Genomic DNA, 26,340 nt, shown 5'->3' with positions numbered 1-26,340 from the left:
GCGCGGATTCAGCGCGGTGGAACTCCTGTCCGTGCTGCTGGTGATGGCCACTCTGGCTATGGTGGCTGTCACTTCATACCGGCACTACGGCACGCGGGTCCGGCGCATGGAAGGGCGCCAGCTTCTGCTGGATGCGGTGCTGTCCCAGCAGCGCTACCAGGCACGTCACGGCAAACCTGCCAGCGACGTCGAGGCACTTCAGACCCCCCTGTTGAGTACCGGGGGCCACTACGAGTTGGCGATGTCTGCGCAGCTCGACGACGAAGGCTTCCTGCTAGTGGCTCGTCCGCGTGGCCCACAGGTGCGTGATGCCTGCGGGGAACTGGCGATTGACCATCTTGGCCGTACCTTTCCCGCGCCCGAGGACAAAGAGCGGCACCGACATGGCGCCTGTTGGTAGTCCCTGAAACGCCCGTGCACGGGCAACCCTGACCCTCAGCCTATGGAGACCCGGCTACGCGCCGTGACACCATGGCCTGTGGCGCGATGGGCGCCGGGCTCATCGACGTGGGGATCATCAATGGATCGCAGGCGTTTCTTGCAGGGTGCGAGTGTGGCTTCGGGTGTCTTGCTGGCGCAGCCGGTGCGGGTGAATGCCGGATCTGCCGTGAGCGGCGCGTCGACCGCCCCGGCGGACGGCGTGCTTCCCCGGGTCTGTTCCACCTGGGACTTCGGTGTGGCCGCCAACCAGGCCGCGTGGAAGGTACTTTCCACGGGTGGCAGGGCGCTGGACGCGGTGGAAGCCGGCGCGCGCATTCCCGAGGCCGACCTGCGCAATCACAGCGTGGGGCGCGCGGGGTACCCGGATCGCGATGGCAAGGTGACGCTGGATGCAAGCATCATGGATGAGAACGGCGACTGCGGTGCCGTGGCAGCGCTGGAACACATCGCACATCCCATCTCGGTGGCGCGTCGCGTCATGGAGCGCACACCGCATGTGTTGCTGGTGGGTGATGGCGCACTTCAGTTCGCCATGGAGCAGGGGTTCCCGAAAGAAGAACTGCTGACGCCCGAATCACGCGAGGCCTGGCAAGCATGGCTGAAGACGGCGAAATACAAGCCGTCAGCCAACAGCGAAATTCGCGACTACGGGGTTGGCCCCGCAGGCAGCAAGCCTGGGGATGCCCGCAACCACGACACCATCGGGATGCTGGCCATCGACGCCAGAGGCAACCTCTCCGGCGCCTGTACTACCAGCGGCATGGCATGGAAGCTTCACGGTCGTGTGGGCGACAGCCCCATCATCGGTGCGGGGCTGTATGTGGACAACGAGGTGGGTGCAGCGACGTCCACTGGCGTGGGCGAAGAAGTGATCCGCAACGTGGGCAGTTTTCTCGTGGTGGAACTCATGCGTCAGGGGCGCTCGCCCGAGGATGCCTGTCGGGAGGCGGTGGAACGCATCCTGAAGCGCAAAAGCGTACGTGGCGCCGATATCCAGGTGGGCTTTCTCGCCATGGACAAGCGCGGCCGCGTTGGCGCGTGGGCCATCCAGAAAGGCTTTTCCTACGCAGTGTGCGACGCGGGCAAACAGGACGCGCTCATTCCGGGTAAGAGCACGTACTGATGCGCATCCTGGAAATCGCGGCAGGCTCGGTGGCGTCCGCGCGCGCTGCGCAGTTCGCGGGAGCGGGGCGCGTCGAACTTTGCAGTGGGCTGGAACTCGGTGGCCTGACACCCTCCCATGCCGTCATCGCGCGGGCACGTGACGCGCTGCGCATTCCCCTCTATGTGCTTATTCGTGCACGCGCTGGCCACTTTCTGTTTGACGCCAGCGAGCAGGAAAGCATGCTCGCCGACGTGGAGCACTGCGTTCGGCTGGGATGTGATGGCGTGGTTGTGGGCGCACTGGATGCGGATGGAGACGTTGATGTCGTGTTCTGCGGCGAACTGATGCGCGCCGCACGCGGGCTGGGCGTCACCTTTCACCGCGCGTTCGACGTCGCCCGTGACCGCACGCGTGCACTGGAGGCGATCATCGCACTGGGCTGCGAACGCGTGCTCACGTCGGGTGGTCAGCGCAGTGCTTGGGAAGGACGCAGCGCTATTGCCTCGCTGGTGGAGCAGGGAGGACCGCGCATTCGCATCATGGCGGGTGCGGGTGTCAGTCCGGAAAACGCGGGGCCGCTGATTGCTGCCACGGGTGTCGCAGAGCTGCATGCCTCAGCACGTGCGCCGCGACCGTCCTCCGTGCGCTACCAGCCGGAGGACGATCTGGGCATGGGGGCGATGCCGCAAGACAGCGATGACGCCACGATCCGGCAACTCGTGTCCGCGATACAGGCGGCCCCGGCTCAGAACGTATAAGCGAGCCCCAGCGACGTATCGACGCCAGTCGGCTGCCCCGACCTCTGGTGGACTTCGGCTCCGATTCGCGCATGCCATGCGCCGTGCAACTCCATGTGCAGGGCAACGCCAGCCGATGCCTCCCTGCGCGCCAGACCCGGGCCATTGACGCGCCAGCCAGCGTCCGGAAACGCAGCGAATGAGGCGCGGAAGTCACGGCGACGGCCGCCGATGTTGTGCTGCACCTGTGCATGCGCCAGCGCGTGCACGCGTTGATGCCGCGCGGCATAGCGCAAACCCGCGCATGCCACGGGTCGGCTGGTCCATTGAGCCGATGCGGCGATGCCAAAACCAGAGGCTCCATGCTCGGTGAAGGCGCCGTGTCGCGAGCGCTCGATGCCTGCGCACAGATATGGCGATAGCCGCGATGACCCCATCTGTACGTGCCGGCCGGCTTCCAGTCGCCACGTCATGGACGTCACGCGATAGCGTGACCTCGCCGTCGCTGGATGTTCGCCGGGAAACAGCGTTCGCTGCACTTGATGCGTGGTGTTGCCGAGGGAGAACATCGAACCGATGTAGCCGTGCTTCGCCGTGGTGATGGCGTGCAGCGTGGCAGTCTGCGTGGCTGCGGTGAACGTGCCGTTGCCACCCGCGAAGGCTGCCGTCGCGCGCGCGACTTCAAAGGCGACGCCTGCGGCAAACGCATCGTCCTTGCGCATGTCGTATCCACCACGAATGCCCTGGCTGCCATGCACGCTGGAAGCCAGGCCGCGCTCGCGCCATTGCACATGATCCAGCCACGCGCCGTCGGCAACGTCGCCTCCTGCGACGCTGAACGAACGAAGCGCGACAGCGCGAAGATATGCGTCGTGGCGTTGCGCGGCGAGCACGCGGTTGGCGACATGAGCACTTGCCGACAGGCTGTCTACGGACGAACGCACGCTCGCCACATCCGGCGAACGGAGCAGCGCGGCAACTTCCGCCGGAACCTCTCCATGCGGCGCACGTGCGCTGGCCTGCGTCAGCGCCGCGTCCAGTGCCGCCATCTGCCCGTTCGTATCGGATGCTCCCAGTATCTGCGCCACGGATCGACGCTGGATATGTGCCTGGACCGCATCCGGAAGGTATTCCAGTTGTGCGTCGTAGAACACGCCACCTTCGTAACGGACCTGCGCGAATCGTCCCTGCACTCCGTGCGCGGCCATCAGCAGGGGTTCGCTGGACGAAAGCAGGTAGCCCGGCGCAGGCGGTCGCAGCGACAGCGAACTGCCTTCAATGAGGGCTTGCCCATCCACGCGCAGGGGCTGTCCCGGTGCGACGGACAGCACGGCGGTGTCGTTGGCCTGATAGTTGCCCTGGATACGCAGACGGGCCGACGTCACCAGCCAGCCGGCATTGATGACGTCGCTGAGGATGTGACCTTGTCCGGTCAGCGTGGCTGCCGGCCAGATGTGGATGGGCGTGCGTACCGTGCCATCCACGTGCAGTGATCCTTCGACCACGCGGGTGACGCCGCGATAGTGGTTGTCGCCCGTCAGCCGGAGTGTGCCCGGGCCGCGCTTGGCCACGCCGCCTTCTCCGCTGATGTCGTGGCTCCATGTGCTGTCACCCGGGATGCGCACGTCGAATTCGCCCCAATGAAACGCGGCCGGCCCCCGCACTGCGCGCACGATGTCCAGCAGGCCATGACCGTAGCGCGCCGTGTCACCGAGCGGCGCGGCCGTGCTCAACAGCGTCTGCCGAACCTGTTCACCGGTGAAATAAGGAAACGCTTCCTGCACCAGGGCGGCGGCGCCGGTCACGATGGCTGCCGCCGCCGATGTGCCATTCGTGACGCCCGACGCGTAGCGGACGCCCACCGCGGCAACGCGATGCGTGCCGGGCGCTGCGATACACCACGGTGCCGCGCTGCCGCATGCGTTGGATGCGGGATGCAGACCGGTCACGCGACCGGCCGCGTCGAGGTCTACGTTGACCACCGCGAGCCAGCCACGCTCCAGTTCGGGAAAGGAATGGGGGAGTCTCGCTTCCTCCGATGGCTGAGCAAGGCCATCGTTGCCGGCGGCGAAGACCAGCAGTGCGCGGTGCTGCGTCACCGCAGGGCCAAACGCGCGCCGGTACCATGCGTGGCGAACCGCCGGGCCTTGTGCCGATGTGGTGGCGTAGCTGTTGTTGAAGATGCGGACACCCTCGCCGAGCAGGTCTTGATAGGCGCTTACGATGGCAGACACATCCAGTTGCCCTTGAGCGTCGTCTGCCACCCGCGCGCTGTGAATGCGTGCCGCCTGAGCCACGCCACCGCGCACACCAGGTGAACCGCGTCCGGCGATCAGCTGTGCCATCAGCGTGCCGTGGCCGTAAGGGTCGTCTTTGTCGGGCGTGGCGAGATGGTCGGGGAGATAGCGGCGCTGTGAGGCGATACGTCCTGCCAGCGCGGGGTGGCTGCTGTCCGCTCCCGTGTCGATCAACCCCACGTTGACACCCGTGCCCGTAAACCCGGCCGGGATCATGGGATAACGCGATGCGGGCGCTTGCCCGCCGTTGTTTGCACCCGGTCGCGCGGAACTCCCGCCGCCACATGCGCCGAGGCTCAGGCATACCAGAAGCGCTGCGCCGGGGTACAGGGATGCCCGCATGGGAAGAGAGAAATCCATGATGTCGCTCCGTGACCGGGGGAGGCGACGATTGTTCCGCAGCGAGCCCCGTGGCCGCAGTCAGTCGGCGCGCGTGGCCGGCACGGGCACCAGTCCTGCTGGTGTGACAGCGATCAGCTCGCGACCCTGTGCGGGCGCCATCTCGTGCAGGCCGGTCCACGTACCGAACGCAGGCAGAAGACCTGTGGTGGCATCGAAGCAGAAAGCGGGCAGACGATGACGCCGCCATCCATCGCGCAGCACAACGCCCGGATGTACGTGGCCTGCCAGTACATAACCCTGCCCGTCAGTGTGCGGATGGTGCGCCAGCAGCAAGGGTCCGACGCGCAGGTTGTCGTCGTGCACCGTGATGCCCAGCGTGCGGCAATCGAAATGGCGGTCGTGGTTACCGGCTACGAGCTCTACCGATACAGCGGCATGCGCGTCGCGCCATCCACGCACGTGCGCCACCCACTCGCTGCGCGACGTGGCATGGCCATGAATCAGGTCGCCCAGCACGAGCAGGCGTTCCGGGGAGAAGTGGTCGATCAGCGTGTCCAGCCGGCGGAGATCTTCCAGCGTGTCGCCCGACGGCACGGGAATGCCCGCACGCCGGAAGACGGCACCCTTTCCGAAATGGACATCGGCCACCATCAGCATGCGTTGCGCGGGCCAATACAGGGCGCGCTCCGGATGCAGCAGCAGTTGTTCACCGGCGCGTTCGATGATGTGCGCTGTCATGACGCGTTGGCTTCCAGCGAGGCTGCCATGCGTTCGACGCGTTGCTTCCAGTCGTCGTTCGCGATGCCGCCGCGCACGCGCTCCACCCACAGTGGAAATGAAAGAGGTGTCAGCCGCTTTGGCTCGCGCCACACCAGCGTGGACCGTGCTGCGCGAACGAGGCAAGAGCGCAGGCGTGCATAGTCCAGTTGCTGATCCAGCACCTCACGCTCGGCCTGCCACAGCAACGGGTGATGAGGATCGTGCCGGCGCAGCACGTCGAACAGAAGGCCGCTGGATGCCTGAAGCTGGCGCAACGTTTTCCCCTGCGATGGGTAACCGGTAAAGACCAGTCCGGCCACGCGCGCCACATCCCGAAACTGACGGCGCGCCAGTTCCGAAAGATTCACGCTGGCGCGAATGTCGGTTGCCAGTGAGGCGGGGTGTAGCAGCTGGCGCATGAGCGCACCATCCAGCGGCGGCAGATGCGCGGCCGTGATGGCCAGCCCGTAATCGTTGACCGCGTAACCGTAGTCACCGGCTTTCAGCCGCGCCAGTCGCCATGCGAGCACGGCGGCAAGGCCCTCGTGTGCGAGTCGGCCGGCGAACAGGTACACGAACAGATAGTCGCCTTCGCGCGTACGCACTCGTTCGCAAAGCAACTCATCCATGCCCGGAAGGTGCGAATGCTTTCGCTGGATGGCGAGCAGAGGTCGAAGGGTTTTCATTTCCGATTCGGGCGCGTTTGCATCTGCAAGCGTGCGGCGCAGTTCATCGGATAATTCGCCTGACAACGGCAGTCGCCCACCCATCCAGCGCGGCACGCCACCGCGGCGGTTGGGTGCCGCGCGTACATAGGCCGTCATGTCGCGCACGCGAACCAGCTGGAGATTTCGACCGGCGAAGAGAAAGCGATCACCGGGACGCAGGCGCGACAGAAAGCTTTCCTCGACCGTGCCCAGCCGGGCACCCTTCAGATAGCGCACCTGCATGCTTCCATCGGAGGTGATGGTTCCGATGGACAGGCGATGCATCCTTGCGATGCGACTGCTTTCCACGCTGAACCGACCGTCGGTTTCCACCAGCTTGTGATACTCCGGATACGCGGCCAGCGCTGAGCCACCGGTTTGCAGATAGGTCAGCACGGCATCGAAGCGGTGGCGGGGCAGGCGCGCATAGGCCAGACATGTGGTGATTTCTGCATAGGCATCGTCAGCGCAAAAACCACCGCCGAGCGCCAGCGTCACCAGATGCTGGGCGAGTACGTCCAGACAACCGCGCAGGGGATGGCGCGGCTCCAGATGTCCTTCGTTCAGCGCGCGACGCGCGGCCGCTACTTCGGCCAGTTCCAGCAGATGGGTGGGCACACACAGGATGCGTGACGGCTGGCCTGGCTGGTGGCCGCTACGCCCGGCGCGTTGCAACAGTCGGGCGACGCTTTTCGGACTGCCAATCTGCACGACGCGTTCCACGCTGGAGAAGTCCACGCCCAGGTCGAGGCTGGATGTGGCCACCACGCAACGCAACGTGCCGGTGCGCAATCGCTCCTCCGTCGCGAAGCGAAGCTTTGGGTCGATGGAGCCATGATGCAGCGCCAGCGTGTCGGGTGACTCAGGCCACACGGACGCCAATGCTTCGTGCCACAACTCTGCCTGCGAACGGGTGTTGGCGAACACCAGGCTGGTTCGGGCCGACGTCACGGCGTCCAGCACGCGGGGGAGTTGGGAAAGGCCCAGATGCCCGGCCCAGGGAAAGCGCTCGCCGCCTTCGGGGAGCGCCGTGTCTATGTGCGTGCGCTTGCGCGACGCGCTTCCGATCAGCACCCCATCGTCGGCGAGTGCGTGCAGCGCTTCTTCAAGGTTGCCCAGGGTAGCGGACAACCCCCATGTCCTGAGATCGGGCAGATCGCGGCGCAGGCGCGTCAGCCCCAGTTGCAGCAGGGTGCCGCGTTTGCTGCCGATCAGTTCGTGCCATTCGTCAACGACCACGCCGCGAAGTCGCGCAAAGCGTTCGGAGGCATCCGGATAACTGAGCAACAGTGCGAGGCTTTCCGGTGTGGTGATCAGCAATTCGCAGGCACCGCGACGCAGCTTCGCGCGCTCGCTGCTGCCGCTGTCGCCGGTTCGCCGAAGCACGCGCCACGGCAGATCCATCGCTTCCACAGCAGCGGCGAGGTGTTGTGCGGTGTCGGTCGCCAGCGAGCGCAAGGGAGTGATCCAGAGCAATTGCAGGCCGGTCTGAGGTCGCAAGACGGCATCAATCAACGGACCACCGACGGCGGCGAGCGTCTTGCCGGTGCCCGTGGGGGCATGGATCAACCCGTTCTGGCCTTGCGCCCACGCACGCCACGCAGCGCGCTGGAACGGTGCCGGCCGGCGATCCGCCTGCGCGAACCAGTCGCGCAGACGCGCCTCAGCCCGACGCCAGGCGGCGGAGGTCGTCGAGTCGGTCGGCATCGTGAATCGCCAGATCGTGACGCCAGCGCAGGATGCGCGGAAAGCGCACCGCTATGCCGGACTTGTGACGGCCCGACGCCTGAATGGCCTCGAACGCGAGTTCAAACACGTGGTGTGCAGGGACCGACCGCACGGGTCCGAAACGTTCCAGAGTATTCGCGCGTATCCAGCGGTCAAGCTGGCCGATCTCCGCGTCATCCAGGCCGGAATACGCTTTGGCTACCGGCACCAGCGTGTCGCCATCCCACACGCCGAACGTATAGTCGGTAAACAGGCCGGAGCGGCGCCCGTGGCCGGGCTGCGCATACAGCAACACGGCATCCAGCGTGTACGGATCAATTTTCCATTTCCACCAGTCACCGCGTTTGCGGCCTGTTCGGTAGGGCGAGGTGCGCCGCTTGATCATCAGGCCTTCGGTAAGGCGTACACGCGATTCATCGCGGAGGATGGCCAGCGCCTGCCAGTCGGTGGCTTTCACCTCCGGCGAGAGCATGAGCGTGGGCCCGTGTGATTCCAGCAATCGCACCAGCCTTGCTCGGCGTTCTTCCAGAGGAAGTTCGCGCAGATCATCGCCGGCTTGCTCCACGAGGTCATAAGCCATGAAGCGCACCGGCACATCGGCCAGTAATTTCGGCCCGGGCTTCTGCTTGCCGATGCGCTTTTGCAGCGCGGTAAACAGGAGGGGGTGTTCCTCATTGGCGGCCCATCCCAGAATTTCGCCATCCAGCACCACGCCATCGGGAAGTTGCAGCGAGGCGAGTTCGATTTCGGGGAAGCGTCCGTCCAGGCGCTCTTCGCCGCGTGACCACAGCCGTGCGGTGCCTGCGCGACGCATCAGTTGTGCGCGGATGCCATCCCATTTCCACTCGGCGATCCATTCGCCGATGTCGCCCAGCGACGCGGGTTCGTGCTCCAGCGGCGATGCAAGAAAGAAAGGGTAGGGTCGGTCACCGGCATGTTCGTCAGCACGTGCAGGCCGCGCCAGCTCTCCCATGGCGTGTGCGTCCGGACGCCAGTCGCCACTGAGGCGATGCGCCAGAATGTCGGTGGGAAGCCCTGACCATTGCGCCAGCGCCTGCACGACCAATCGTTGCGATACACCCACGCGCAGCGACCCGGTCAGCAATTTGTTGAGCAGGAAAATCTGCGGACGGGGCAGTTGCCGCCACCATGTGCGCAGTGTTTCCACGCGCGTGGCGCTGTCCAGCCTGGCGAGTGACGGCAGGCGGTCTTCCAGCCACGCATGCAACGGCACATCGCCATCATCGCCGGCATGGTCGGGGAGCATCAGTGCGACGGTTTCGGCCAGGTCGCCCACCTGCTGGTAGCACTCGTCAATCAACCAGTCGGCGTAACCGGTTTCGGCAGCGAGCGCGGCACGCAGTTCCGTGGACGTCGCGGTACGCCGCCGTTTGCCACCGCCCAGCACGAACACCGCCCACGCGGCGTCGTCAGCCGGCGCCTCGGCAAAGTAATGCGCCATGGCGTCGCGCTTGGCGCTGGTGGACGCGGTGCGATCCAGCGCTTCGTAAAGGTCCGCGAAGCGGCGCATCAGTCGCCTTCCTCGCTGGACCGCTCGTCGGGCATGGCACCACCCAATTCGCGCAGTGGCCGTGCATCGTGGCCGTTGTCGCGCAGGTAACGGATCAGCGCTTCGCCATCGCCGTGGGTCACGTAGATCCGTTTGGCCTGCGAATCGCGCACACTCTGCACCAGACCCGGCCAGTCCGCATGATCGGACACCACGAATCCGCGGTCATAGCCGCGCCGGCGCCGCGCTCCCCGAATGCGCATCCATCCGGACGCGAAGCCGGTGGATGCCCTGGAGAAGCGCTTCATCCACGGTGAGCCCGCAGCGGAAGGAGGCGCCATGATCAGCTCTCCTGCGAAATCCCTGCCGCGCGCGGACTCGGACACTGGCGCTGTCGGCAGCATGCGGATGCCAGCTTCGCGGTAAACGTCCACAAGGCGAAGCATCGCGCCGTGCAGAAACACCGTGCGTGTCGTGTGCCGCGCCAGTTCGGCGAGGATGCGCTGCGCCTTGCCCAGCGCATAACAGAACAGCACGGCCGGCACATTCTGCGCCTTGCACTCGTCCAGCCAGGCGAGCATGTCGTCGATCACGCTGGACATGTGCGGCCAGCGATACACGGGAAGTCCGAACGTGGATTCGGTGACGAAGATATCGCAGGGCACCGGCTCGAACGGCGCGCAGGTCGGGTCCGGATCGCGCTTGTAGTCGCCCGATACCACGGCCACTTTGCCGGCACCTTCGATCCGTATCTGTGCCGCACCCAGCACGTGGCCCGACGGATGCAGCGATATGACGGTGTCGCCCATCGCGAATCGCTCGCCGTACGCGTGAGCGTCGATGGATGAGCCCGCGCCCAGACGCTCGCGCATCAGGCCGACGCCCGCCAGGGCCACATCGTAGTGACCGCTGCCAGAGCGTGCATGATCGCCATGGGCATGCGTCACCACGGCGCGATGCACCGGATACAGCGGATCAATGTAGAAGTCGCCGGCCGGACAGTAGAGACCTTCGGGCCTGGGCAGCAGCAGGTCGCTATCCATGGCTTTGCAGCCTAGGCAGCGAGGTGTCAATGCGGTGACAAGGCGATGCGAGCCCGGACGTGCCGGGCCCGCATCGCTTTCTCAGTGCAGGCCGAACTGCAGGCGCGCGAGCTCGGCGTACAGGCCGCCTTCGGCGAGCAGCTGCTCGTGTGTGCCCTGGGCCACGATGCGCCCGCCATCCATTACCACGATGCGATCAGCCCGCAGTACCGTCGCCAGTCGATGGGCGATGACCAGCGTGGTGCGACCGCGCTCCAGGCGTTCGAGTGCGTGCTGGATGGCTGCTTCGGACTGGGCATCCAGCGCGGAGGTGGCTTCGTCCAGAAGCAACAGCGGTGCGTCACGCAGGATGGCTCGTGCGATGGCAATGCGCTGGCGCTGTCCGCCGGACAGGCGCACGCCACGCTCGCCCAGTGCGGCGTCGTAGCCCTCCGTCAGCGCTGAAATGAACGAGTCTGCCTCGGCCATGCGGGCGGCTTCGCGCACTTCGTCATCGGACGCATCGGCGCGGCCGAAGCGGATGTTGTCGGCCGCGCTGCCGCCAAAGATCACCGTTTCCTGCGGCACCAGTGCGATGACGCCGCGCAGGTCGGGCAACGTGAGCGCCTTCAGGTCCACACCGTCCAGGCGGATGCTGCCGGACTGCGGATCGTAGAAACGCAGCAGCAGGCCGAACACGGTGCTCTTGCCCGCGCCGGAGGGGCCCACCAGCGCCACTGTCTCGCCGGGCGTGATGTCCAGCGTGAAGTCGTGCAGCGCACGAACGTCAGGGCGCGTGGGATAGTGGAAGGCTACATGGTCAAAGCGCAGGGCACCCTTGACCGGCCTGGGCAGCGCCAGCGGCTGCGCCGGGCTGGCGATGTCGGGTTTTTCGGCGAACAGTTCGCCGATGCGTTCCATGGCGCCCGCGGCACGCAGCACGTCACCCCATACCTCGGATAATCCGGCGACCGAGCCAGCTGCGAAGATCGCATACAGAACGAACTGACTGAGTACGCCTGGCTGCAATTTGCCGGAGATCACATCGCCCGCGCCCACCCACAGCACCAGCGTGATCGCACCAAAGATCAGCACGATCACCGTGGCCGTAAGCAGCGAGCGCACCCCGATACGCCGACGCGCCGTGGCAAGTGCCAGCGAGATGGCCCGGCTGTAGCGGCTGCTTTCGATGTCTTCGCGCGCGTAGGCCTTCACGGCCGGTGCGGCATTGAGGGTTTCGTTGGCCACGGCAGCGGCGTCGGCGAGGCGGTCCTGGCTGTTCCTCGACAGTTTCTGCACACGCCGGCCAAAAACCAGGATGGGCAGCATCACCGCGGGAATGACCAGCGCGGTCAGGCCCGCCAGCCGTGGGCTGGTCCATGCCATCGCGACCGAAGCGCCCACCAGCATCACGGCACTGCGCAGCGCCACGGAGATGCCGGAGCCCACCAGCGTCTGGACCACTTCGGTATCGGTGCCCAGCCGCGAGGTGAGTTCACCCACGCGGGTGCGCTCGAAGAAGCCGACGTCCAGCTTGATGATGTGCGTGTAGAGCGCCTGCCGCAGCGATGCCAGCGAGCGCTCGCCCAGCAGGGCGATGCAGAAATACCGGGCAGCCGTGGCCAGTGCCAGCACCACGGCCACGCCAAACAGCGCGAGAAACGTGCCGTTGATGGTAGCCATGCTCGACGCGGCGAAGCCCTTGTCGATCATGTGCCGCACAGCCACCGGCAGCACCAGGGACGCGCCGGAGGACACGCCGAGGAACACCAGCCACCCGATGGCCAGCGCCTTGTGCGGCTTCAGGTAGGGCCAGAGGCTGGCAAGCGCGCCAATGCGGCGCGAGGGCGCCGGGGCGTCCTTGCTGGGATCGCTCATGCGGTAAATCCGTGAATGAAAGAGGTCGGGCCAGTCATGGGGCCGCCCCAGTGGCTATTCAATCAACCCGGCGGGGTGCCACGCGGCCGCGGGTGAGGTCAGTCAGGCGCTGGCTGATGCCCTCAAGGCGATCCAGCGGCGCGCGCACGCGGAGCAGGGCGCCTGTGGCGTCGAATGATTCATCTTCGATGCCTGCGTCCATCTCGCGCAGCCGGGCTTTCACCAGCGCCAGTCCGGCGAATTCACAGTGAAGCTCCAGCAGCCCCGTGACAATCAACGGCACCTGCGGCGCAATGCGCAGGCATTCTGCCGCGCACCCGCCATAAGCCCGGGCCAGGCCGCCGGCACCCAGCTTGATGCCGCCGTACCAGCGGGTGACCACCACCACGACGCGGTCGCGCGCCTGTCCGTCAATCGCCTGAAGAATGGGCTTGCCAGCGGTGCCGCCCGGCTCGCCGTCGTCGTTGAACCGATAGGCGTCACCGATGCGGTAGGCCCAGCAATTATGCGTGGCAGCCGGGTCACTCACCCGCGCAAGAAACGCCAGCGCCTCGGCCGGATCATCCACAGGAGCCGCCTGCGCGAGGAAACGACTCTTGCGAATGTCTTCTTCGAACGAGCACGGGCCGGGCAAGGTGGTAAGGATTTCGCTCAAAGGACAGGGCTGGCGGTGGTCACGGGCGGGCAGGGTAAGCCAAAAAGGCAGGCGCGGAGCAGATCACGCGTCGCTGGTGCTGGTCTCGCGTACGCGTTCGTCGCGAATGCATCCCGTGCGATTGCGGCCTTCGTGCTTGGCCTGATACAGCGCGTGATCCGCCGCATTCAGCAGATCCAGTGGGCCACCTGTGGCGTGGGGTTGCAGCGTGGCAACACCGACACTCACTGTCATGTGCCCGTAGGGGCTGAGCGGATGGATGATGCGCTGCTCTTCCACCTGCCTGCGCAGATTGTCCGCCAGCGCCACCGCGTCGGCCAGGCGCGTGGCTGGGGCGATCACCGCGAATTCTTCGCCGCCGTAACGGGCCAGGAAATCGCCCGCGCGAAGGCAGCGCGCAAACAGGGCGCTGGCTACTGTTCGCAGGCAGTCATCTCCGGCGAGGTGGCCGTAGCGGTCGTTGTATTCCTTGAAGAAGTCCAGATCGATCATCAGCAGCGCAATGGGCTCGCGTTGCCCGGGACGATGCCACTCACGCAGCAGTCGTTCATCCAGCGCGCGACGGTTGGCCAGCCCGGTCAGGCTGTCGGTAAACACCAGGCCTTCCAGTGCGTCGCGCCGCTGTGCAAGTCGATGTTCTTCGGCAACCAGATCCACCTGGGCCAGTGAACTGCGCAGGCCGATGCCCAGCACCGCAGCCACGGCACCCACGATGCCGAGCACGGGCATGTCGCGGATCACCATCAGTCCGAGGCCCAGCACGCTCAGTGCAAGAAACGTGGGGCTGGCGCTTTGTACGAAGCGCACCAGATACACGGACGGATGCCAGTGCCGTTGCGATTGCCGCGCAGATGCAGTCAGCACCAGGGCAAGGAAGGGTATGACCAGCAGGACGTCCCATGCGGTACCAAACTCCGGGTGGTCGCCCAGGGCGACGTAGTGGTTGTAATAGAAAACGACCAGTGCATACGTGGAAAAGAATGCGGCCACGCTACGGAAAAAATAGTGATCGTCGGCGCGATCGGTCGCCAGATAACGCAGCAGCGCGGCAATGGCCAGTGCAAAGTTCTCGATGTCCAGCATGCGGACGATGTCGTTTTCCTGTGTCGAGCCCACGGCCCCCTGCATGCTGACGATGGAGAACGTGTGCACGTAGAACAGGATGCCCAGCAACGATGCCAGCACCAGGTCAATGGACAGCGCCCATCGCTTGCGCGCCGGGACCGGCGCCGAAGACACCGCGACCAGCACCGGCAGCACGTACAGCACATACAGGAACATGCTGTCGCCCGGGGCGGGGTTGTCGTTGGCCAGCCAGTAGTACTGGCGGGCGCTCAGCAGCATGCCCACTGCCCACAACACCAGGCTTGCCGTCAGCAGCAGCCAGCGGCCATCGCGCTGCGCGCCCGAGCGGCGCCATGCATGCAGCGAGGCGCCGATAGCCAGGCTGCCGGCCAGGAAAAAGAACGCATAGGAAATGGCCATGCCTTGCCCGGGCAGGGCCGTGACAGTGATGGCGTGAACCGCGACGAGGGCCGCTGCGGCGATGAATGCTTTCATGGCGCCCTCCAGCGACTCCCGTACAAGGCCCTTTCCTTAATCGGCCGCGAGGGCTCGACGTTGATGGCGATGTTACGTGCGGGTGCCCGAAGCGACCAGTGCCTTGCCATTGTGGACAGGCGGTGCATTGGGCGCGCACTCCAGACCGGCATGCGGGTTGTCGTTGGCAATAGCAACCGCTACAACATGATTCATACGCTTATTCGGCAATATTTTCACGTGAGATGCTTTGGCGCGCATGTGCACGATTTCAGCGCCGCAATGAAATGCGATGATGGATGAGCGTTGCGATTTCCGCACCGCCAAATCGAAACTCGGGGAACAGTATGAAAAGCGTGCTGCGGTTGATGTCGTTCGCCTTGCTGCCACTGGCGGCACATTCTGCGTTTGCTACGGAAAAGCTCCCGTCGTCAGGTCTGGGCCAGTCATGGCCGAACGCTCCTGATGTCAGTGCCAGCCCGGATTATCATGTGTATGTATTTGAGCGCGGAGGCCTGCGCTATGTGCAGGTCAACGACGTGAGCGGCACCGTGCGCGCAGCGGTCGTTTCCACCGGCTCCGATGTTATCGGCCTGCCGATTGGCGTGGACGCCTCGCGTCTGGCTACGCCCTCTGAAGCGGGCACGGTCGTGGCCGATGCGGCTGGCGTTACCGTCTATGCCGACCAGGCAGTGAAGCTCGTAGTGTCGCCGCAAGCTGACGGCACCGCGCGTCTGCAGGCAACGACCGGTGATTGCACGAACCCGCGTGAGTGCAGCTGGGGCCTTCAGTAATCAGCGACAGGACGAGGGGCCGATGATTCGGCCCCTCGTTTGCGTGGTGCGGTCAATCGCCCCGTGATTTGCGCGCAAAGGCAGGTCGCAAGGTCACCACATGCGGCATGCTGACACCGGCCAGCAGCGATCCGGAAATGGTGAGTGCGAGGACGGCCTGCGCGCGAATCATCGCCGGGTCCATCAGCACTGCCGATGTTGTAGCCAGCGCGATGCTGCTCAACATCCCCGCCAAGGCGGCGCCCCGCCAACCATGGCGCATCGTCAGCACGAGCACGGGAATCAGGACAGCCAGCCGGTACAGGTGAAGCTGCTGCACATCGGCTGGCGTTATTGATCCACTCGGTGCCATGACCACGATCGTCGTCAGGAACGGTATGACGCCCAACGCTACATCGTGGGTCAGCCTGCTGCGCCAGAACGATTTCCACGAACACGGACCACTGAATCGTTCGTGCAACGCGAGAAGCGTGGGGGTCAGCGTCAGGGCACCCAGGTACGAGCCAAGAATGTACGCCTGAAGATCCACCAGGCCTTCGGCATGCCATGTAGCCATGCCGCCCTTGCCGTGCATCAGTGCAGCAAACACGGCGGTATCGGTGCGCAGCGCGGTGATCAATGCGCATGCGAGCGTGGCAAGGAGAATCATCCCCATGTTGATTTGGCCGTCCGCGAGGTACAGCGGCATCCGGTTGCGAATCCACCGAACCACCGGTATGCACAGCAGCACGAATGGAATCGCGGATATGCCGGCCCAGGCCCACCCCAGCTGCCGTACGCACATCATGGCGTTTTCAAATACTGGCAGCGCCTCGCCAACCACGATGGCAGGCCACATCCGGTAGGGAAGCAACAACAGGCAGGCCAGTCGCAATCCTGCCGGAAGTATCCAGTGCGAGTACGACAAATAGTGCGTCAGTTCATAACATGCCGCGTACGCCGCGGCGATCGGGACTAACGTTCCCCAAGGCATCCGCTCCGCGCCTGCCTCCTGCATAGACTGTCTCCTCTCCCAAGCGACATTTCCTGCGTGTCATGGTCTACGGCCCGACCAATCCCAACAGTGTGCACGCAGGCAAGACCCGATGTCCGCGCGCGGAAAGGCAGCTTGGGAAGGTTTGCCGAATTTGCGCGGCGACTGTGCAGGGTGCGCAGGAGGTAAGGATGAAAACGTGATGCGCATCACGTATTTGTGGGGCGCGCTGTCGTTTGCGTTATCGACGGCAGGCAGGCACCTGTCGGTGTCATGCGGGTCTGCTTATTGTGGCGCGCCTGTGTGTCACGTGTACTTCTGTTTCGTTCCTTTCAGGATTTGGTTGCTGTACGAAACAACATCAAACACATCGCGGAAGCCGCAGACAAAAAGCGCATTACACCGTAAGGAGTAACGGACTTTTGAGTATGGATGGCTTGGTGGAGCGCGGGAGGATCGAGCTCCCGACCTTCGCATTACAAGTGCGTCATGTAGGCAATGACAAATGCTTGTATATTTGAATGGATTTGATGGGCTACCACGCGTCATTGAGTTCAGTGCTGTTGGATGGACGTGCCATGTCGCTGCCAACACATGAGCTCATGTCACTGAACCGCCAAAACGTGATGGCAACCCATTCACCAGGAACGACGGGGGCGACTTCCTCTCCAGAACACCATCGTACCTGCCGTGAGGCAGGCTTTGCCTGTGCGTCACAGGCAACCGTTGCCGCTACTTCGATCCAGGCCATTCGCTCAATGCAACGATTCGATACCACCCAGTCGCAAGCCATTCCCGGCAACTCGAAAAAAAAGAGCGCCCCTAAGGTCAGGTTGATCGCCATCACCTTTGCAAGTTTCCTGGCGGTGGCTTGCGCCACAACAAAGTCATCACTCAGCGACATCAGTCGGGAGGAGGCGGCCGCGAATCAGCAGGGTTGCACGCCGGTGAAGTACCAAAGGGATTTCATGGCACTTCAAGTCATGGCCCAGGGAAGTGGGCGCCAGTGCCTGGTGCAAGATCTGGTGCTGCGGCATGTCCGGTCCATACCGGAGGGTTTCCGCGAGATGGGAAGGTCCGAAAAAGTGGTGACGTTGTTCAGAACCGACCACCTGGATCTCGATTTGCAGGGGCATCTCATTTCAGGCGGCCCGTTCGACAACGTCACTGGCATTACGTTGGGCGGATTCGCCTTCGAGGCGTCTTCCAGTCAGCGGAAATATTTTCCAGAGCATCTGAGCGTGCGCAATGGCATCATCAAAACACCCGGCCCATCAGGCGTGGGTGTCTATCTTGGCTTCGGCAAGAGCTTTGAACTATCCACCCGGCTTGACGACAGTTCCCGCGAGCCGGTGCCGGAAGACGAGCCACCCATGGCCGAGATGCGTCCCTACGAGAAAGGCAAGAACATTGCCTATGCGACGCCATGGAATTATCAGCCAGCGACTTACTTCTCCCTCGACAATCTGAAGATATCGTCGGGTGGCCGCGGCGTCATTATGGTTGGCGCCAACAACACGCTTCGCAACAGTACTGTCGAAGTGGATGGTGATACGGCCGTCTATCTGTATGGGCCCAATGCGTTGGTCGAAGGCAATACGTTCATCATTCACATGAAGCCCGGTAGTACCTCACAAATACCGTCGGTATTGAAGTTGCGTGACGCGGATGGTGCCATCATCCGAAACAACAAGTTCATTGTAAAAGGCCGCGCTGACCGGCAGGAGGTGGCGGCTATCAATCTGCTGGCCTCCAGCAACGTGCGTATCGAGAACAACGTGACCTCCGACATACGCCAGCTTGTCCGCAAGGATGATGAAAGCGCCTTGGCTGAAGGAAGCGGTAATCGGTAGCGGGAGCTCGACCAGAGTGGCTGGATGGTTCTCTCGCTGGACGTCCGCGTCCCCTTAAAGAGCGGGCGCGTCAGCGCGGTGGGCTGCAAGGGGCTGGGGATGTAAGTGACGAATGCCCGTTGCTTCTTTCAAATTGCCTTGGCGGCCCTTCTCCGCGGCGGGCCAGGGGGCGACGTGTGCAGGGGGTGGGTGCCGGGATCGCTGTTTTTTTCTGAGACAATTCATGCGCAATAACATCGTCAAGTAGCGATGTTCCATTAGCCATGGACCGGCACGTCTTCTCCATGCAGGCAGGGGGCGCGCCAGTCATCATGGCCCGCCAGACACAGGCGTGTCTGGTTTATCGATGTTCGTACCTATGACGGGATGGAGAATAATGTTGTTACTTCGCAATACGTCGCCGATGTTTTTCGGCGCGATGCTTGGCCTGGTGCTTGGCATCCTCACCAGCGCAATGATGCCGGCCGTTGCTCATGCTGACGCTCCGCTGTCGTCAGCGACCAACCAGTACGTCGACATGTGCATGAAGGCTACCGATATCCCGGCGCCCTATGGTGAAGGTGATCTGAAAGAAAATCCCCGACTGGGTGACTACTGCAAGTGTTTCGGCGCCAGGTTCGCCGCGCGGGCCATCGCATCGGTGGCGTCTATGCAGGGTCTGGGCAAAGCCTCCTCCGCGCAGGAAGACCCCGAGAAGGAAGAGCAGGCCATGCGTAACGATTGCCGCAAACAGGTCGGCTTGCCGCTAATCCAGTTCAAACCCTGAGGACTGGAAAGAGATGCTTGCCCCAATTCATTCAACAGGAAGATGTTTCATGCGATTCAATGGGATGGCTGTATCGCGACTCATTCAGGGCCTGGCGATCCTGGCAGCCTGCTGTCTTCCCCTGGTGGGATGCGGTAGTTCGGGGTCACCAAGCGATGACCACGTCACCGCCCCCTCTGCAGCCACAAGCAGCAGTGCGGCCGTCAATAGTTATGAAGCGGTGGTGATTGATCGCCCGACGCCGGCCGATGGCATGCTCCATGGAATGGGTGATATGGCCTACAAGCTCTGCCTGGCCGGTGCCGAGGCACTGCATGTGCCGGTCAAGCCCTACCCACGCATGCCTGACGATTACGTCATGCAGCGCACGACTTATATTTCCGACGGCCATTCATGGCTGAAAAAGACAGAGCCGGTCTATAAGGTCGATCTTGACAATCTGCGGGCTGAAAAGGGCTGCGAGATCACGGTCGTGCCGGACAAGTCATTTGAGGTCGTCATCGAGAGCGGTGGCAAGCAGATTAACGTGAGCGGTCATGACGACGGCACGACATCCGTGGATACATCTGACGACAATGCATCGGCCTTTAATGCCAGGAACCCGATCGAGACCAATGATGGCTATACGGACAAGCGCACCGTAGCAGGTGTCAATCTGCGTTGCCTTCCCAAGTCCAGCCCGATTATCACCTCCAAAGCCGCCATCGACATGTGCGTCTACGAGAAAGACGGTGTGGTGACGACGTCGGACAAGAAGTCGATCGTGCTGTATCAAAACGTTGATCCCCTCAACGATAAGCAGATGGCTCCTTATACGGTGATTACCGAGGTACGATCACTGAAGCTCGGGACAACCATTGATCCCCGTGTCTTCAAGGTGGAAACGTATACCAGGTAACACGCCGGGTGGACCTTGGTTTGCTTGCCCTGAGTAGATATCAGGTGCCAGCACGACGAAGGGCAATCACACTCCATCGCCTTGTCGCTACCAAGGGTTGCCCGCTGAGCTGGATGCTGCACCTTTGGTCTGTGCGCTTTGGGAACGTCGCGGCATCGGCATTCATCATTTCAGGAATTGCGTCATATGGAAGCATGGTCAAAAGTCGGCTTTATCGCCGTAGTCGCCGCTGTATCAGCCCTCACTGGCTGCAACAAAAAACACGATGCGGATGGTGCCGCGTCAGTGGCCAGCCAGACGCCCGCAGCGGCGCCCGCACCAGCGGCCAACCCGGTGGCGAGCAGCCCCGTGGCCAGTCCGGCCAAGTTCGATGTTGGCAGCGTGCCCATGTCGACCGCGGAACTGCCGCCTTTCCCCTATCTCGACTGGCCTGCCGGGCTGGACGATGGCCACAAGTTCGTCAAGACGTCCGAATTCGACCGGATCTACGTCATTGCCGGCGATCAACTCCTGCCCGTTGAAGGCCGCTACGAAAACCGGCACTTCATGAACTCGGACGTGAAGCTGTCGGACCTTGCGGCGCAGCGAAACTACGAGATGGCGATCAAGGCGCTGGGCGGGGTGAAGGTCAGCACGATGTTGCCGACCAATCCTGCCATGCTGGCCCAGGACAACAACGACCTGGGCGACCTCGTCGTCAATAAGATGCGCGTGGCGATGAGCCCGGACAGCTACGACTACTACCTGATCCGAAAGCCAGAGGGCAACGTCTGGATCGGCCTGTTTGTCGGCGGCGGATACACCCAGATCATCACGGTGATGGAAGGTGACATGAAAACGGCGGTGGGCTTCGTCAAGGCTGACGAAATGCAGCGGGCGCTCGACGATAAAGGCCGTATCGCGCTTTACCTGAATTTCGATACTGACAAGGCTGTCATCAGGCAAGAGGACCAGCCTGTGATTGATGAGATCAGTAAGCTGCTGACTAAATCTCCCTCGCTGAAAATCTCGATCGACGGGCACACCGATAACGTCGGCAACGAAACGCACAATCAGCAATTGTCCAAGCAGCGTGCCGAAGCAGTAACCGCCGCGCTGGTTGCGAAGGGGATCGACCCGACTCGCCTTCAGGCCCAGGGCTTCGGCGCCAGCAAGCCGATTGCCGACAATGCTGGCGAGGATGGCCGCAGCAAGAACCGGAGAGTTGAACTGGTACGCACGGACGGCTAAGCGGTACGTTCCTGCCGAAAGAACGCCCGATGGACCTCATTGGGCGTTCTGTCATTTTTCGACAGGTGAGGACGCTCGTGGTTGTAGATAACCACCGACCCCCTGACCATCTGTCGGGCCTGTGCAGATCCGCCGGCCGTTGCAGCAGTAACCCTTCTTTCAGGATGCCGTTGATCCGTTCGGCCAGCGCGCTCTGGTAATCATCACGGGGGAGGCCCCTAAGCACGCAGACCTCTACAACGAGATCCTGCGCGCTGTCGCCAAGACACTGGCGCCTATCCAGCCGAAGGTCAGTTTGCCTGTCCGGGTCTGGTCGCGGAATTAGCGAACCTGCTGGATAGCCGGAAGCCCACATATGGCTCACTGGGTGAGGAGGTTGTGATGGCGACGATTAGGCGGAGAGGGCCACACTGGTGGCACATCTCCCCGAGACGAAGTTCGGCAACAGCCGCGACGTGCCGCTGTCGTCCGTGGCCGTCGATGTGCTTGCAGGTTTGTTGCCCGCTTCCGCGGGCAAGGGGCAGCGGCGCAAAAGCCAGCTCTGCCGACTGAACTGCGCGGTTCGGCCTTTGCCACGCATCCTGATGGCATCACGCAGGCGTTTGAGCGAGCGATGCAACGTGCTCGCACCCCCTACGAACGCGAATGTGCCGATCAAGGCCGGGCACCCGCTCCGACGTTCCTGGTCGATTTGAGATTCCACGACCTTCGCCATGAGGCAACGAGTCGGCTCGCCTCGTGCTTCCAGCTTCACGAGCTGGCCAAGATCACCGCGCGCATGCTGCTGCGCTACTACCACCCCACGCTGCTCACCGCGCCAAACGGCTGTGCTGATCTGTACTCGGCCATCAGGAAGAGATAGCGTCGTGGCCGTTCTGGGAAATCCTCTAATTCCCCAGAACCATCCATGGTTTTTGGAGGGGGTAGACGTCGCCAGAATCGACCTCGATGGTCTGGCTAGTCCCAGTGCAGTACTTTGGAGGCCCACATACCGTCTCGACGCTGCACTACAGCAGAAGCCGATATTTCGCCGTCTGTGATGTGCAGCTCCAGCACTTCTTTCAGTTCCACGCCAAGCGTTGCCAAATCACGCAACGAGCCGACAGTGGTAAGGCGGATTATGTCGGATTCGTCCGCATTTCCGAAGTCTAAGAAAATAAGTTGTGAAGCAGGCATGGGCGAATTCGTACTCACTTGTTCGGCAGCAGATTCCCGTAACGAAGCTTGAAGTCGCCCATGTCGATCAAAATTGCAGTCGGAAACGGGCACGCGCCTAAGTCGATCACGCGGGGGTTTCGATAGTCGTCCAGAAACTTGCCCTTAACTACTAGAGTTTTGCCGCGCAGCGTCGCCCGGTTGCGATACATCAAGTCCGGATTCGCGATGGTCAGGCAATACTTTGTGTAGTCGCGCACGTGGAAATCTTTGCTGCCGGCATCGAAGCCCTTACGAAACTGTTCGTTGAGCTCCTTGGATTCGTAAAGATTATGCCCTTCGAGTTCCAGCGTGACATAGCCACGCACCGTCACGTCCTTATTCTTGTAGGCGCTTGGATTGGCATTGAGTGTGCTGGGACTTAGTACTTGCTCCTGAGCGCATGCCGGTCCCGTTAGGCCAAAAAGCAGCGCACCGAATATAAAACGCATGTTGGATAGGTTTATGTTCATGGGCCAGCTTGGAACAGGCCTTGCTCTTGATTGAGATTGTTCTGCATCTTCGAAGTTTGACTGCCGTTCAACGCGCCTTGGGGGTAACTGAACTGTAATTGCCCGTTGTCGATTTCATGCCAGCCCACTTGACCTTGCGACACGGTAGCTTCAGGCATGCCAGCAGCCAACGTTTGGTGCGGGGGGATGATTTAAAGAGTTCCAGCCTTAGTAACGAAAGCAGGAGCTTATTCCAGGTTTCATACCAAGTTTGGCACTAGAAAGGTCGCGCTCTTCGAGCGGCTTATCAACAGGATAAGACCAGTACACGGGGACTTGGACTTTGCCATCTGCATCTGCCGGATAGCGGTCATTCAAGACTGAGGCGATGCTATCCACATAAATGGCATCGCTTGCAACGTCATTGATCGTCAAGATGAAGCAATCTAGATTTACGGTCTTTAGCTTCTTGTTTTCTCCATTTAAGGTTAACTCTCCATAGACGAAGCGTGCTTGATGGGTGCTGTTAGTTGAAATACTTCTTAACTTGGCGGAAATGACGACGCCATCTTTAATCATTGAAACAGCGGTGGAATGGGATGCGGAACAGCCACACAAAAAAATGAGTGCTGATGTCAACGCGAGTCCTGTGGCTTTCTTCACCAACATACTAATGCCCTCACCGGATGGTCACGTGTGCTAACGAAATAGAGCTACGCAAGGCAATTCTGCGAACTCTGCTGGGAACGGGCATTATCGGGTGTGGCTTCGGTTGGGGGAGGTCGCTTCGGCGGTGGAGCTGTGTTTCCGTAGGGCGTGTAATCAAACCTTTGACGGATGTTGCCATTGGCGTCTGCTTCAGCCAATGGCGTGCCCCCGGATCGGTGTAAACGTAGGTAACGGTTCCTTGCGATGGCGCGCGCAACGCGCTGGTGGTGTTGCTTGCGCAACCACGCCCGCCAACCAGCCTTCAACATCTGCTTTCGTCAAAGTAGGCGGCGGGGTGCTCAAGCACACTCCAGGGCATGCGTCAGAGGGATGTCACCTCCCCCTGTCTACGGCGCACAGGCCCCAAGGGTGAAGCAGGATGGATTTGTTTTCCATCTGATACATCGGCGACAAGCGATCGCCCGGTCGTTGGCACAAATCTGGCGCACTGCTAGTGCCTGTCCCCAGCCACGCAAAACATCGGCATACGATGCAATCGTATGCCGATGTTTTTAAGCGATGAAGTGGTGGAGCGGAGGAGGATCGAACTCCCGACCTTCGCATTGCGAACGCGACGCTCTCCCAGCTGAGCTACCGCCCCACACGAGGCAAAGATGTTAGCAGGGAGATTGAGGGTTCGCCAAGAGGGGCTCCGGGCCTCATTCCGCACCCGCCAACCGGCCTGCTGTAGCATTCGCACGCCGCCCTGGTACACGAAGAGAAAGGCATGTCCCTCGTTTTCATTCTGTCGATTGCCCTGCAGGTTGCCTGCGCCGTCCACGTGGTGCGCAGCGGGCGGCCGCTTTACTGGATCTGGCTGCTCATCATCGGCTCGTACCTGGCCGTGGGGGTGTACGTGCTGGTGGCGGTGATTCCCGATCTGCGCAAGGACCCGCGTGGTCGCAAGGCGGCCACGAATGCCATGAAGATGATCGACCCGCAGCGTCGTCGCCGGGAGCTCCAGCGTCAGCTGGAATTGAGCAACACGGTGGACAATCGTCGCCGTCTTGCCGAGGAAAGTCTGCAACTGGGCGATTATGCGAATGCGCAGGAGCTTTACCGCAGCCTGCTGACGGGCATGTATGCAAACGAACCACATTTCATGCTGGCGCTGGCCCAGGCTCAGGCGGGCGGCTCCGATTACGCAGGGGCGCGGCAGACGCTGGAAGATCTGATCAAGACCAATCCGACCTTCAAGTCTCACGAAGGGCATCTGTTGTATGCCCGTTGCCTGGAAGAACTGGGCGAGTCGGAAGCGGCGCTGGCCGAGTACGCCGTGCTGGCAGACAGTTATCCGGGCGAAGAAGGCCGCTATCGCTACGCGCGTTTGCTGGCACGCATGCAGCGCCAGGCAGAGGCGCGTGACGTGCTTGAAGGGCAGATTCGCCGTGCGGGGTTGATGCCCGCGTACTACCGGCGCAAGGAGCAATCATGGCTGAAGGCGGCGAAGGCGGAACTGTCCCAACTGGGCAATACGTGAACTTCGTCGGGTAAGAACGCCCGAATGCCTTGAGCGGACGCCTCCAGTGAAGCGCCCGTCCAATAATCGCATTCAGCCGGGCAGCAACGGCGACAGGCGATCAAACAGCACGCCGCGACGCCAGCCCTCCAGTGACTCCGGCCACTGCTTGCCCACCACATATTCTTCCATCGAACGACGGGCGCACAGCAGGCCAGGCGGAAGGTCCAGCTCGGTCGCCAGCTTGTCGATGACGTCTTTCATCGCGGAAATCGCGCGTTTTTCGTCACCCATCGGGTGGCCGGCAATGGGCGCGGTGGCTTCGATTTCCTCGGGCGTCACCGGATGGGCCAGCAGGTCGAACAGCTCCTGCCGCTGGGCGGAACGCAGAGCGCGCTGGCCGCGCGTGCGTGATTCAAGATCATTGAGGCTGCGGGGCTTTTCGTAGACGAGGCTGGCAGCCTGCGCGTCTTCGATCAGCCACGGGCGCGGGCGGTCCTGTGAGCGCGCCGTGGCATCGCGCCAGCGCAACACCCGACGCAAAAGCGCCTGCTGCTCAGGCGACCATTCGCTGGAACCCTTGAAGCTGCGCTGTGGCTGCGGATCGCCATCACGGTGGCTGGCACGGGCCTTCAGCCGTGCGCAATCTTCGGCGTGCCACGCGGTGCGGTCGCGCTGGGCGAGACGTTCGGCAAGGATCGCGTGCACGGGGTGCAGATGAACGACGTCCAGCGTGGCATAGAGTTTCTGCGAGTCGGTGAGCGGACGCTGCAACCAGTCCGAGCGTGTCTCGCCCTTGTCCAGCTCGTCGCCCACCAGCTCGGCGACCAGCGCGCGGTAGCTGATGCCAAGACCCATGCCCACGAAGGCGGCCGCGATCTGCGTGTCGAACAGGGTGTGCGGGCCATCCGGGAGCAGGGGGGACAGCGCTTCCAGATCTTCGCTGGCGCTGTGCATGACGGTGACCACGTCCTGGTCGGCCAGCGCTCTCTTCAGTGACGGGCCCATGTTGAAGGTGAGCGGGTCGATCAGCGCATAGCGCTCGTCGTACGCCAGCTGTAGCAGGGCCAGCTGCGGGTAAAAGGTGTTGCGACGCATGAATTCCGTATCGAGGCCGACCACGGTCGCCGGGGCGATCGGGGCAAGCCATGCATCCAGTGCTTCGCTTCCGTCGATCCAGGGGGCCGTGGGCACGATGTCGCTTGCTGCCATGAGTAGTGTCCTTGCGGTTTCTGGCGTGGCATCGCTGCGCGCGGGGTACGCACGTGTTGCCCTGTGCTGCGCGATTGCCTA

At 62.7% G+C, this 26,340-nt stretch carries 25 protein-coding genes, 1 tRNA gene and 1 pseudogene; 10 read left to right on the top strand and 17 right to left on the bottom strand.

The annotated features are described in order from the left end of the window. Positions 1 to 16 precede the first annotated feature (16 nt). The 3 genes from FHW69_RS15125 (at position 17) to FHW69_RS15115 (ending at position 2,304) form a co-directional block, all read left to right on the top strand. Positions 17 to 400, top strand: a complete 384-nt coding sequence (locus FHW69_RS15125; RefSeq protein ID WP_183423922.1) for a type IV pilin protein — start codon at positions 17 to 19, stop codon at positions 398 to 400. Between the two features lie 120 nt (positions 401 to 520). Beyond that, positions 521 to 1,564: a N(4)-(beta-N-acetylglucosaminyl)-L-asparaginase gene (locus FHW69_RS15120; protein ID WP_183423921.1), complete on the top strand. Its 1,044-nt coding sequence runs from the start codon at positions 521 to 523 to the stop codon at positions 1,562 to 1,564. Then, positions 1,564 to 2,304: a copper homeostasis protein CutC gene (locus FHW69_RS15115; protein ID WP_183423920.1), complete on the top strand. Its 741-nt coding sequence runs from the start codon at positions 1,564 to 1,566 to the stop codon at positions 2,302 to 2,304. Before FHW69_RS15120 ends, FHW69_RS15115 begins: the two co-directional genes overlap by 1 nt. Here FHW69_RS15115 and FHW69_RS15110 read toward each other — a convergent pair. The 9 genes from FHW69_RS15110 to FHW69_RS19100 form a co-directional block, all read right to left on the bottom strand. Beyond that, positions 2,292 to 4,940: a S8 family serine peptidase gene (locus tag FHW69_RS15110; protein ID WP_183423919.1), complete on the bottom strand. Its 2,649-nt coding sequence runs from the start codon at positions 4,938 to 4,940 to the stop codon at positions 2,292 to 2,294. The two genes, FHW69_RS15115 and FHW69_RS15110, sit on opposite strands and share 13 nt — an antisense overlap. Positions 4,941 to 5,000: 60 nt before the next feature. Next, positions 5,001 to 5,660: a ligase-associated DNA damage response endonuclease PdeM gene (gene pdeM / locus FHW69_RS15105; protein WP_183423918.1), complete on the bottom strand. Its 660-nt coding sequence runs from the start codon at positions 5,658 to 5,660 to the stop codon at positions 5,001 to 5,003. Then, positions 5,657 to 8,095: a ligase-associated DNA damage response DEXH box helicase gene (locus tag FHW69_RS15100; protein ID WP_183423917.1), complete on the bottom strand. Its 2,439-nt coding sequence runs from the start codon at positions 8,093 to 8,095 to the stop codon at positions 5,657 to 5,659. The genes pdeM and FHW69_RS15100 overlap by 4 nt, the downstream gene beginning before the upstream one ends. Further along, entirely contained in the window at positions 8,052 to 9,647 is a 1,596-nt protein-coding gene (locus FHW69_RS15095) for an ATP-dependent DNA ligase (RefSeq protein WP_183423916.1), read from the bottom strand. Before FHW69_RS15095 ends, FHW69_RS15100 begins: the two co-directional genes overlap by 44 nt. Then, positions 9,647 to 10,669, bottom strand: a complete 1,023-nt coding sequence (locus FHW69_RS15090) for a ligase-associated DNA damage response exonuclease (RefSeq protein WP_183423915.1) — start codon at positions 10,667 to 10,669, stop codon at positions 9,647 to 9,649. Before FHW69_RS15090 ends, FHW69_RS15095 begins: the two co-directional genes overlap by 1 nt. Positions 10,670 to 10,750: 81 nt before the next feature. Further along, positions 10,751 to 12,526, bottom strand: a complete 1,776-nt coding sequence (locus tag FHW69_RS15085) for an ABC transporter transmembrane domain-containing protein (protein ID WP_183423914.1) — start codon at positions 12,524 to 12,526, stop codon at positions 10,751 to 10,753. Between the two features lie 58 nt (positions 12,527 to 12,584). Further along, positions 12,585 to 13,181 (bottom strand): YigZ family protein, encoded by a 597-nt coding sequence (locus FHW69_RS15080; protein ID WP_183423913.1) that lies wholly within the window; start codon positions 13,179 to 13,181, stop codon positions 12,585 to 12,587. A gap of 63 nt (positions 13,182 to 13,244) precedes the next feature. Next, complete coding sequence (locus tag FHW69_RS15075) at positions 13,245 to 14,741, bottom strand: GGDEF domain-containing protein (protein WP_183423912.1); 1,497 nt, start codon at positions 14,739 to 14,741, stop codon at positions 13,245 to 13,247. Between the two features lie 72 nt (positions 14,742 to 14,813). Further along, a complete protein-coding gene (locus FHW69_RS19100; protein ID WP_255494829.1) occupies positions 14,814 to 14,936 on the bottom strand; it encodes a hypothetical protein in 123 nt (40 codons plus the stop codon). Between the two features lie 131 nt (positions 14,937 to 15,067). Between FHW69_RS19100 and FHW69_RS15070 the strand changes: the two genes are divergently transcribed. Continuing rightward, positions 15,068 to 15,514, top strand: a complete 447-nt coding sequence (locus FHW69_RS15070) for a hypothetical protein (protein ID WP_183423911.1) — start codon at positions 15,068 to 15,070, stop codon at positions 15,512 to 15,514. 52 nt (positions 15,515 to 15,566) lie between these two features. Here FHW69_RS15070 and FHW69_RS15065 read toward each other — a convergent pair whose 3' ends face one another. Next, a complete protein-coding gene (locus FHW69_RS15065; RefSeq protein ID WP_183423910.1) occupies positions 15,567 to 16,487 on the bottom strand; it encodes an MASE1 domain-containing protein in 921 nt (306 codons plus the stop codon). Positions 16,488 to 17,065: 578 nt separating this feature from the next. On the opposite strand from FHW69_RS15065, the gene FHW69_RS15060 reads away from it, so the two are divergent. The 4 genes from FHW69_RS15060 to FHW69_RS15045 all read left to right on the top strand — a co-directional run bounded on the left by FHW69_RS15060 (position 17,066) and on the right by FHW69_RS15045 (position 21,234). After that, entirely contained in the window at positions 17,066 to 18,340 is a 1,275-nt protein-coding gene (locus FHW69_RS15060; RefSeq protein ID WP_183423909.1) for a right-handed parallel beta-helix repeat-containing protein, read from the top strand. Between the two features lie 376 nt (positions 18,341 to 18,716). After that, positions 18,717 to 19,106, top strand: coding sequence for a hypothetical protein (locus tag FHW69_RS15055; protein WP_183423908.1), 390 nt, complete (start codon positions 18,717 to 18,719; stop codon positions 19,104 to 19,106). Positions 19,107 to 19,155: 49 nt separating this feature from the next. Further along, positions 19,156 to 20,004 carry a hypothetical protein gene (locus FHW69_RS15050; protein ID WP_183423907.1) on the top strand — a complete coding sequence of 283 codons (849 nt, stop codon included), beginning with the start codon at positions 19,156 to 19,158 and terminating at the stop codon, positions 20,002 to 20,004. Between the two features lie 186 nt (positions 20,005 to 20,190). Further along, complete coding sequence (locus FHW69_RS15045) at positions 20,191 to 21,234, top strand: OmpA family protein (RefSeq protein WP_183423906.1); 1,044 nt, start codon at positions 20,191 to 20,193, stop codon at positions 21,232 to 21,234. On the opposite strand, the pseudogene FHW69_RS19095 reads toward FHW69_RS15045, so the two are convergent. After that, positions 21,231 to 21,439 (bottom strand): annotated as a pseudogene (locus FHW69_RS19095) (integrase core domain-containing protein); the annotation flags it as partial. The gene FHW69_RS15045 and the pseudogene FHW69_RS19095 overlap by 4 nt on opposite strands. Before the next feature lie 408 nt (positions 21,440 to 21,847). Between FHW69_RS19095 and FHW69_RS15040 the strand changes: the two are divergent. After that, positions 21,848 to 22,096, top strand: a complete 249-nt coding sequence (locus FHW69_RS15040; protein ID WP_183423905.1) for a hypothetical protein — start codon at positions 21,848 to 21,850, stop codon at positions 22,094 to 22,096. A gap of 95 nt (positions 22,097 to 22,191) precedes the next feature. Here FHW69_RS15040 and FHW69_RS15035 read toward each other — a convergent pair whose 3' ends face one another. The 5 genes from FHW69_RS15035 to FHW69_RS15015 all read right to left on the bottom strand — a co-directional run bounded on the left by FHW69_RS15035 (position 22,192) and on the right by FHW69_RS15015 (position 24,189). Then, positions 22,192 to 22,410, bottom strand: coding sequence for a hypothetical protein (locus tag FHW69_RS15035; RefSeq protein WP_183423904.1), 219 nt, complete (start codon positions 22,408 to 22,410; stop codon positions 22,192 to 22,194). 14 nt (positions 22,411 to 22,424) lie between these two features. Beyond that, positions 22,425 to 22,901, bottom strand: coding sequence for a hypothetical protein (locus FHW69_RS15030; RefSeq protein ID WP_183423903.1), 477 nt, complete (start codon positions 22,899 to 22,901; stop codon positions 22,425 to 22,427). Next, positions 22,898 to 23,059 carry a hypothetical protein gene (locus tag FHW69_RS15025; protein ID WP_183423902.1) on the bottom strand — a complete coding sequence of 54 codons (162 nt, stop codon included), beginning with the start codon at positions 23,057 to 23,059 and terminating at the stop codon, positions 22,898 to 22,900. The genes FHW69_RS15030 and FHW69_RS15025 overlap by 4 nt, the downstream gene beginning before the upstream one ends. A gap of 49 nt (positions 23,060 to 23,108) precedes the next feature. Then, positions 23,109 to 23,549 carry a hypothetical protein gene (locus FHW69_RS15020; RefSeq protein ID WP_183423901.1) on the bottom strand — a complete coding sequence of 147 codons (441 nt, stop codon included), beginning with the start codon at positions 23,547 to 23,549 and terminating at the stop codon, positions 23,109 to 23,111. 564 nt (positions 23,550 to 24,113) lie between these two features. Next, a tRNA-Ala gene (locus tag FHW69_RS15015) sits at positions 24,114 to 24,189 on the bottom strand. A gap of 126 nt (positions 24,190 to 24,315) precedes the next feature. Between FHW69_RS15015 and FHW69_RS15010 the strand changes: the two genes are divergently transcribed. Beyond that, positions 24,316 to 25,068 carry a tetratricopeptide repeat protein gene (locus FHW69_RS15010; RefSeq protein ID WP_183423900.1) on the top strand — a complete coding sequence of 251 codons (753 nt, stop codon included), beginning with the start codon at positions 24,316 to 24,318 and terminating at the stop codon, positions 25,066 to 25,068. A gap of 72 nt (positions 25,069 to 25,140) precedes the next feature. Here the strand turns inward: FHW69_RS15010 and rnd are convergent, their stop codons facing one another. After that, positions 25,141 to 26,259 carry a ribonuclease D gene (rnd, locus tag FHW69_RS15005; RefSeq protein WP_183423899.1) on the bottom strand — a complete coding sequence of 373 codons (1,119 nt, stop codon included), beginning with the start codon at positions 26,257 to 26,259 and terminating at the stop codon, positions 25,141 to 25,143. Positions 26,260 to 26,340: the final 81 nt, after the last annotated feature.

It is taken from the genome of Luteibacter sp. Sphag1AF, from assembly GCF_014192715.1.
Taxonomy (GTDB): domain Bacteria; phylum Pseudomonadota; class Gammaproteobacteria; order Xanthomonadales; family Rhodanobacteraceae; genus Luteibacter.
The sequence above is the reverse complement of the archived record's forward strand: the minus strand, read 5'-3'. Positions and strand labels throughout refer to the sequence as shown.

Excerpts from the sequence above, each read along its gene's own strand:
- FHW69_RS15120 (WP_183423921.1), top strand. The coding sequence starts at position 521 with ATGGATCGCAGGCGTTTCTTGCAGGGTGCGAGTGTGGCTTCGGGTGTC.
- FHW69_RS15115 (WP_183423920.1), top strand. The coding sequence starts at position 1,564 with ATGCGCATCCTGGAAATCGCGGCAGGCTCGGTGGCGTCCGCGCGCGCT.
- FHW69_RS15110 (WP_183423919.1), bottom strand. The coding sequence starts at position 4,940 with ATGGATTTCTCTCTTCCCATGCGGGCATCCCTGTACCCCGGCGCAGCG.
- pdeM (WP_183423918.1), bottom strand. The coding sequence starts at position 5,660 with ATGACAGCGCACATCATCGAACGCGCCGGTGAACAACTGCTGCTGCAT.
- FHW69_RS15100 (WP_183423917.1), bottom strand. The coding sequence starts at position 8,095 with ATGCCGACCGACTCGACGACCTCCGCCGCCTGGCGTCGGGCTGAGGCG.
- FHW69_RS15095 (WP_183423916.1), bottom strand. The coding sequence starts at position 9,647 with ATGCGCCGCTTCGCGGACCTTTACGAAGCGCTGGATCGCACCGCGTCC.
- FHW69_RS15090 (WP_183423915.1), bottom strand. The coding sequence starts at position 10,669 with ATGGATAGCGACCTGCTGCTGCCCAGGCCCGAAGGTCTCTACTGTCCG.
- FHW69_RS15085 (WP_183423914.1), bottom strand. The coding sequence starts at position 12,526 with ATGAGCGATCCCAGCAAGGACGCCCCGGCGCCCTCGCGCCGCATTGGC.
- FHW69_RS15075 (WP_183423912.1), bottom strand. The coding sequence starts at position 14,741 with ATGAAAGCATTCATCGCCGCAGCGGCCCTCGTCGCGGTTCACGCCATC.
- FHW69_RS19100 (WP_255494829.1), bottom strand. The coding sequence starts at position 14,936 with ATGAATCATGTTGTAGCGGTTGCTATTGCCAACGACAACCCGCATGCC.
- FHW69_RS15070 (WP_183423911.1), top strand. The coding sequence starts at position 15,068 with ATGAAAAGCGTGCTGCGGTTGATGTCGTTCGCCTTGCTGCCACTGGCG.
- FHW69_RS15065 (WP_183423910.1), bottom strand. The coding sequence starts at position 16,487 with ATGCCTTGGGGAACGTTAGTCCCGATCGCCGCGGCGTACGCGGCATGT.
- FHW69_RS15060 (WP_183423909.1), top strand. The coding sequence starts at position 17,066 with ATGTCGCTGCCAACACATGAGCTCATGTCACTGAACCGCCAAAACGTG.
- FHW69_RS15055 (WP_183423908.1), top strand. The coding sequence starts at position 18,717 with ATGTTGTTACTTCGCAATACGTCGCCGATGTTTTTCGGCGCGATGCTT.
- FHW69_RS15050 (WP_183423907.1), top strand. The coding sequence starts at position 19,156 with ATGCGATTCAATGGGATGGCTGTATCGCGACTCATTCAGGGCCTGGCG.
- FHW69_RS15045 (WP_183423906.1), top strand. The coding sequence starts at position 20,191 with ATGGAAGCATGGTCAAAAGTCGGCTTTATCGCCGTAGTCGCCGCTGTA.
- FHW69_RS15040 (WP_183423905.1), top strand. The coding sequence starts at position 21,848 with ATGCAACGTGCTCGCACCCCCTACGAACGCGAATGTGCCGATCAAGGC.
- FHW69_RS15035 (WP_183423904.1), bottom strand. The coding sequence starts at position 22,410 with ATGCCTGCTTCACAACTTATTTTCTTAGACTTCGGAAATGCGGACGAA.
- FHW69_RS15030 (WP_183423903.1), bottom strand. The coding sequence starts at position 22,901 with ATGAACATAAACCTATCCAACATGCGTTTTATATTCGGTGCGCTGCTT.
- FHW69_RS15025 (WP_183423902.1), bottom strand. The coding sequence starts at position 23,059 with ATGCCTGAAGCTACCGTGTCGCAAGGTCAAGTGGGCTGGCATGAAATC.
- FHW69_RS15020 (WP_183423901.1), bottom strand. The coding sequence starts at position 23,549 with ATGTTGGTGAAGAAAGCCACAGGACTCGCGTTGACATCAGCACTCATT.
- FHW69_RS15010 (WP_183423900.1), top strand. The coding sequence starts at position 24,316 with ATGTCCCTCGTTTTCATTCTGTCGATTGCCCTGCAGGTTGCCTGCGCC.
- rnd (WP_183423899.1), bottom strand. The coding sequence starts at position 26,259 with ATGGCAGCAAGCGACATCGTGCCCACGGCCCCCTGGATCGACGGAAGC.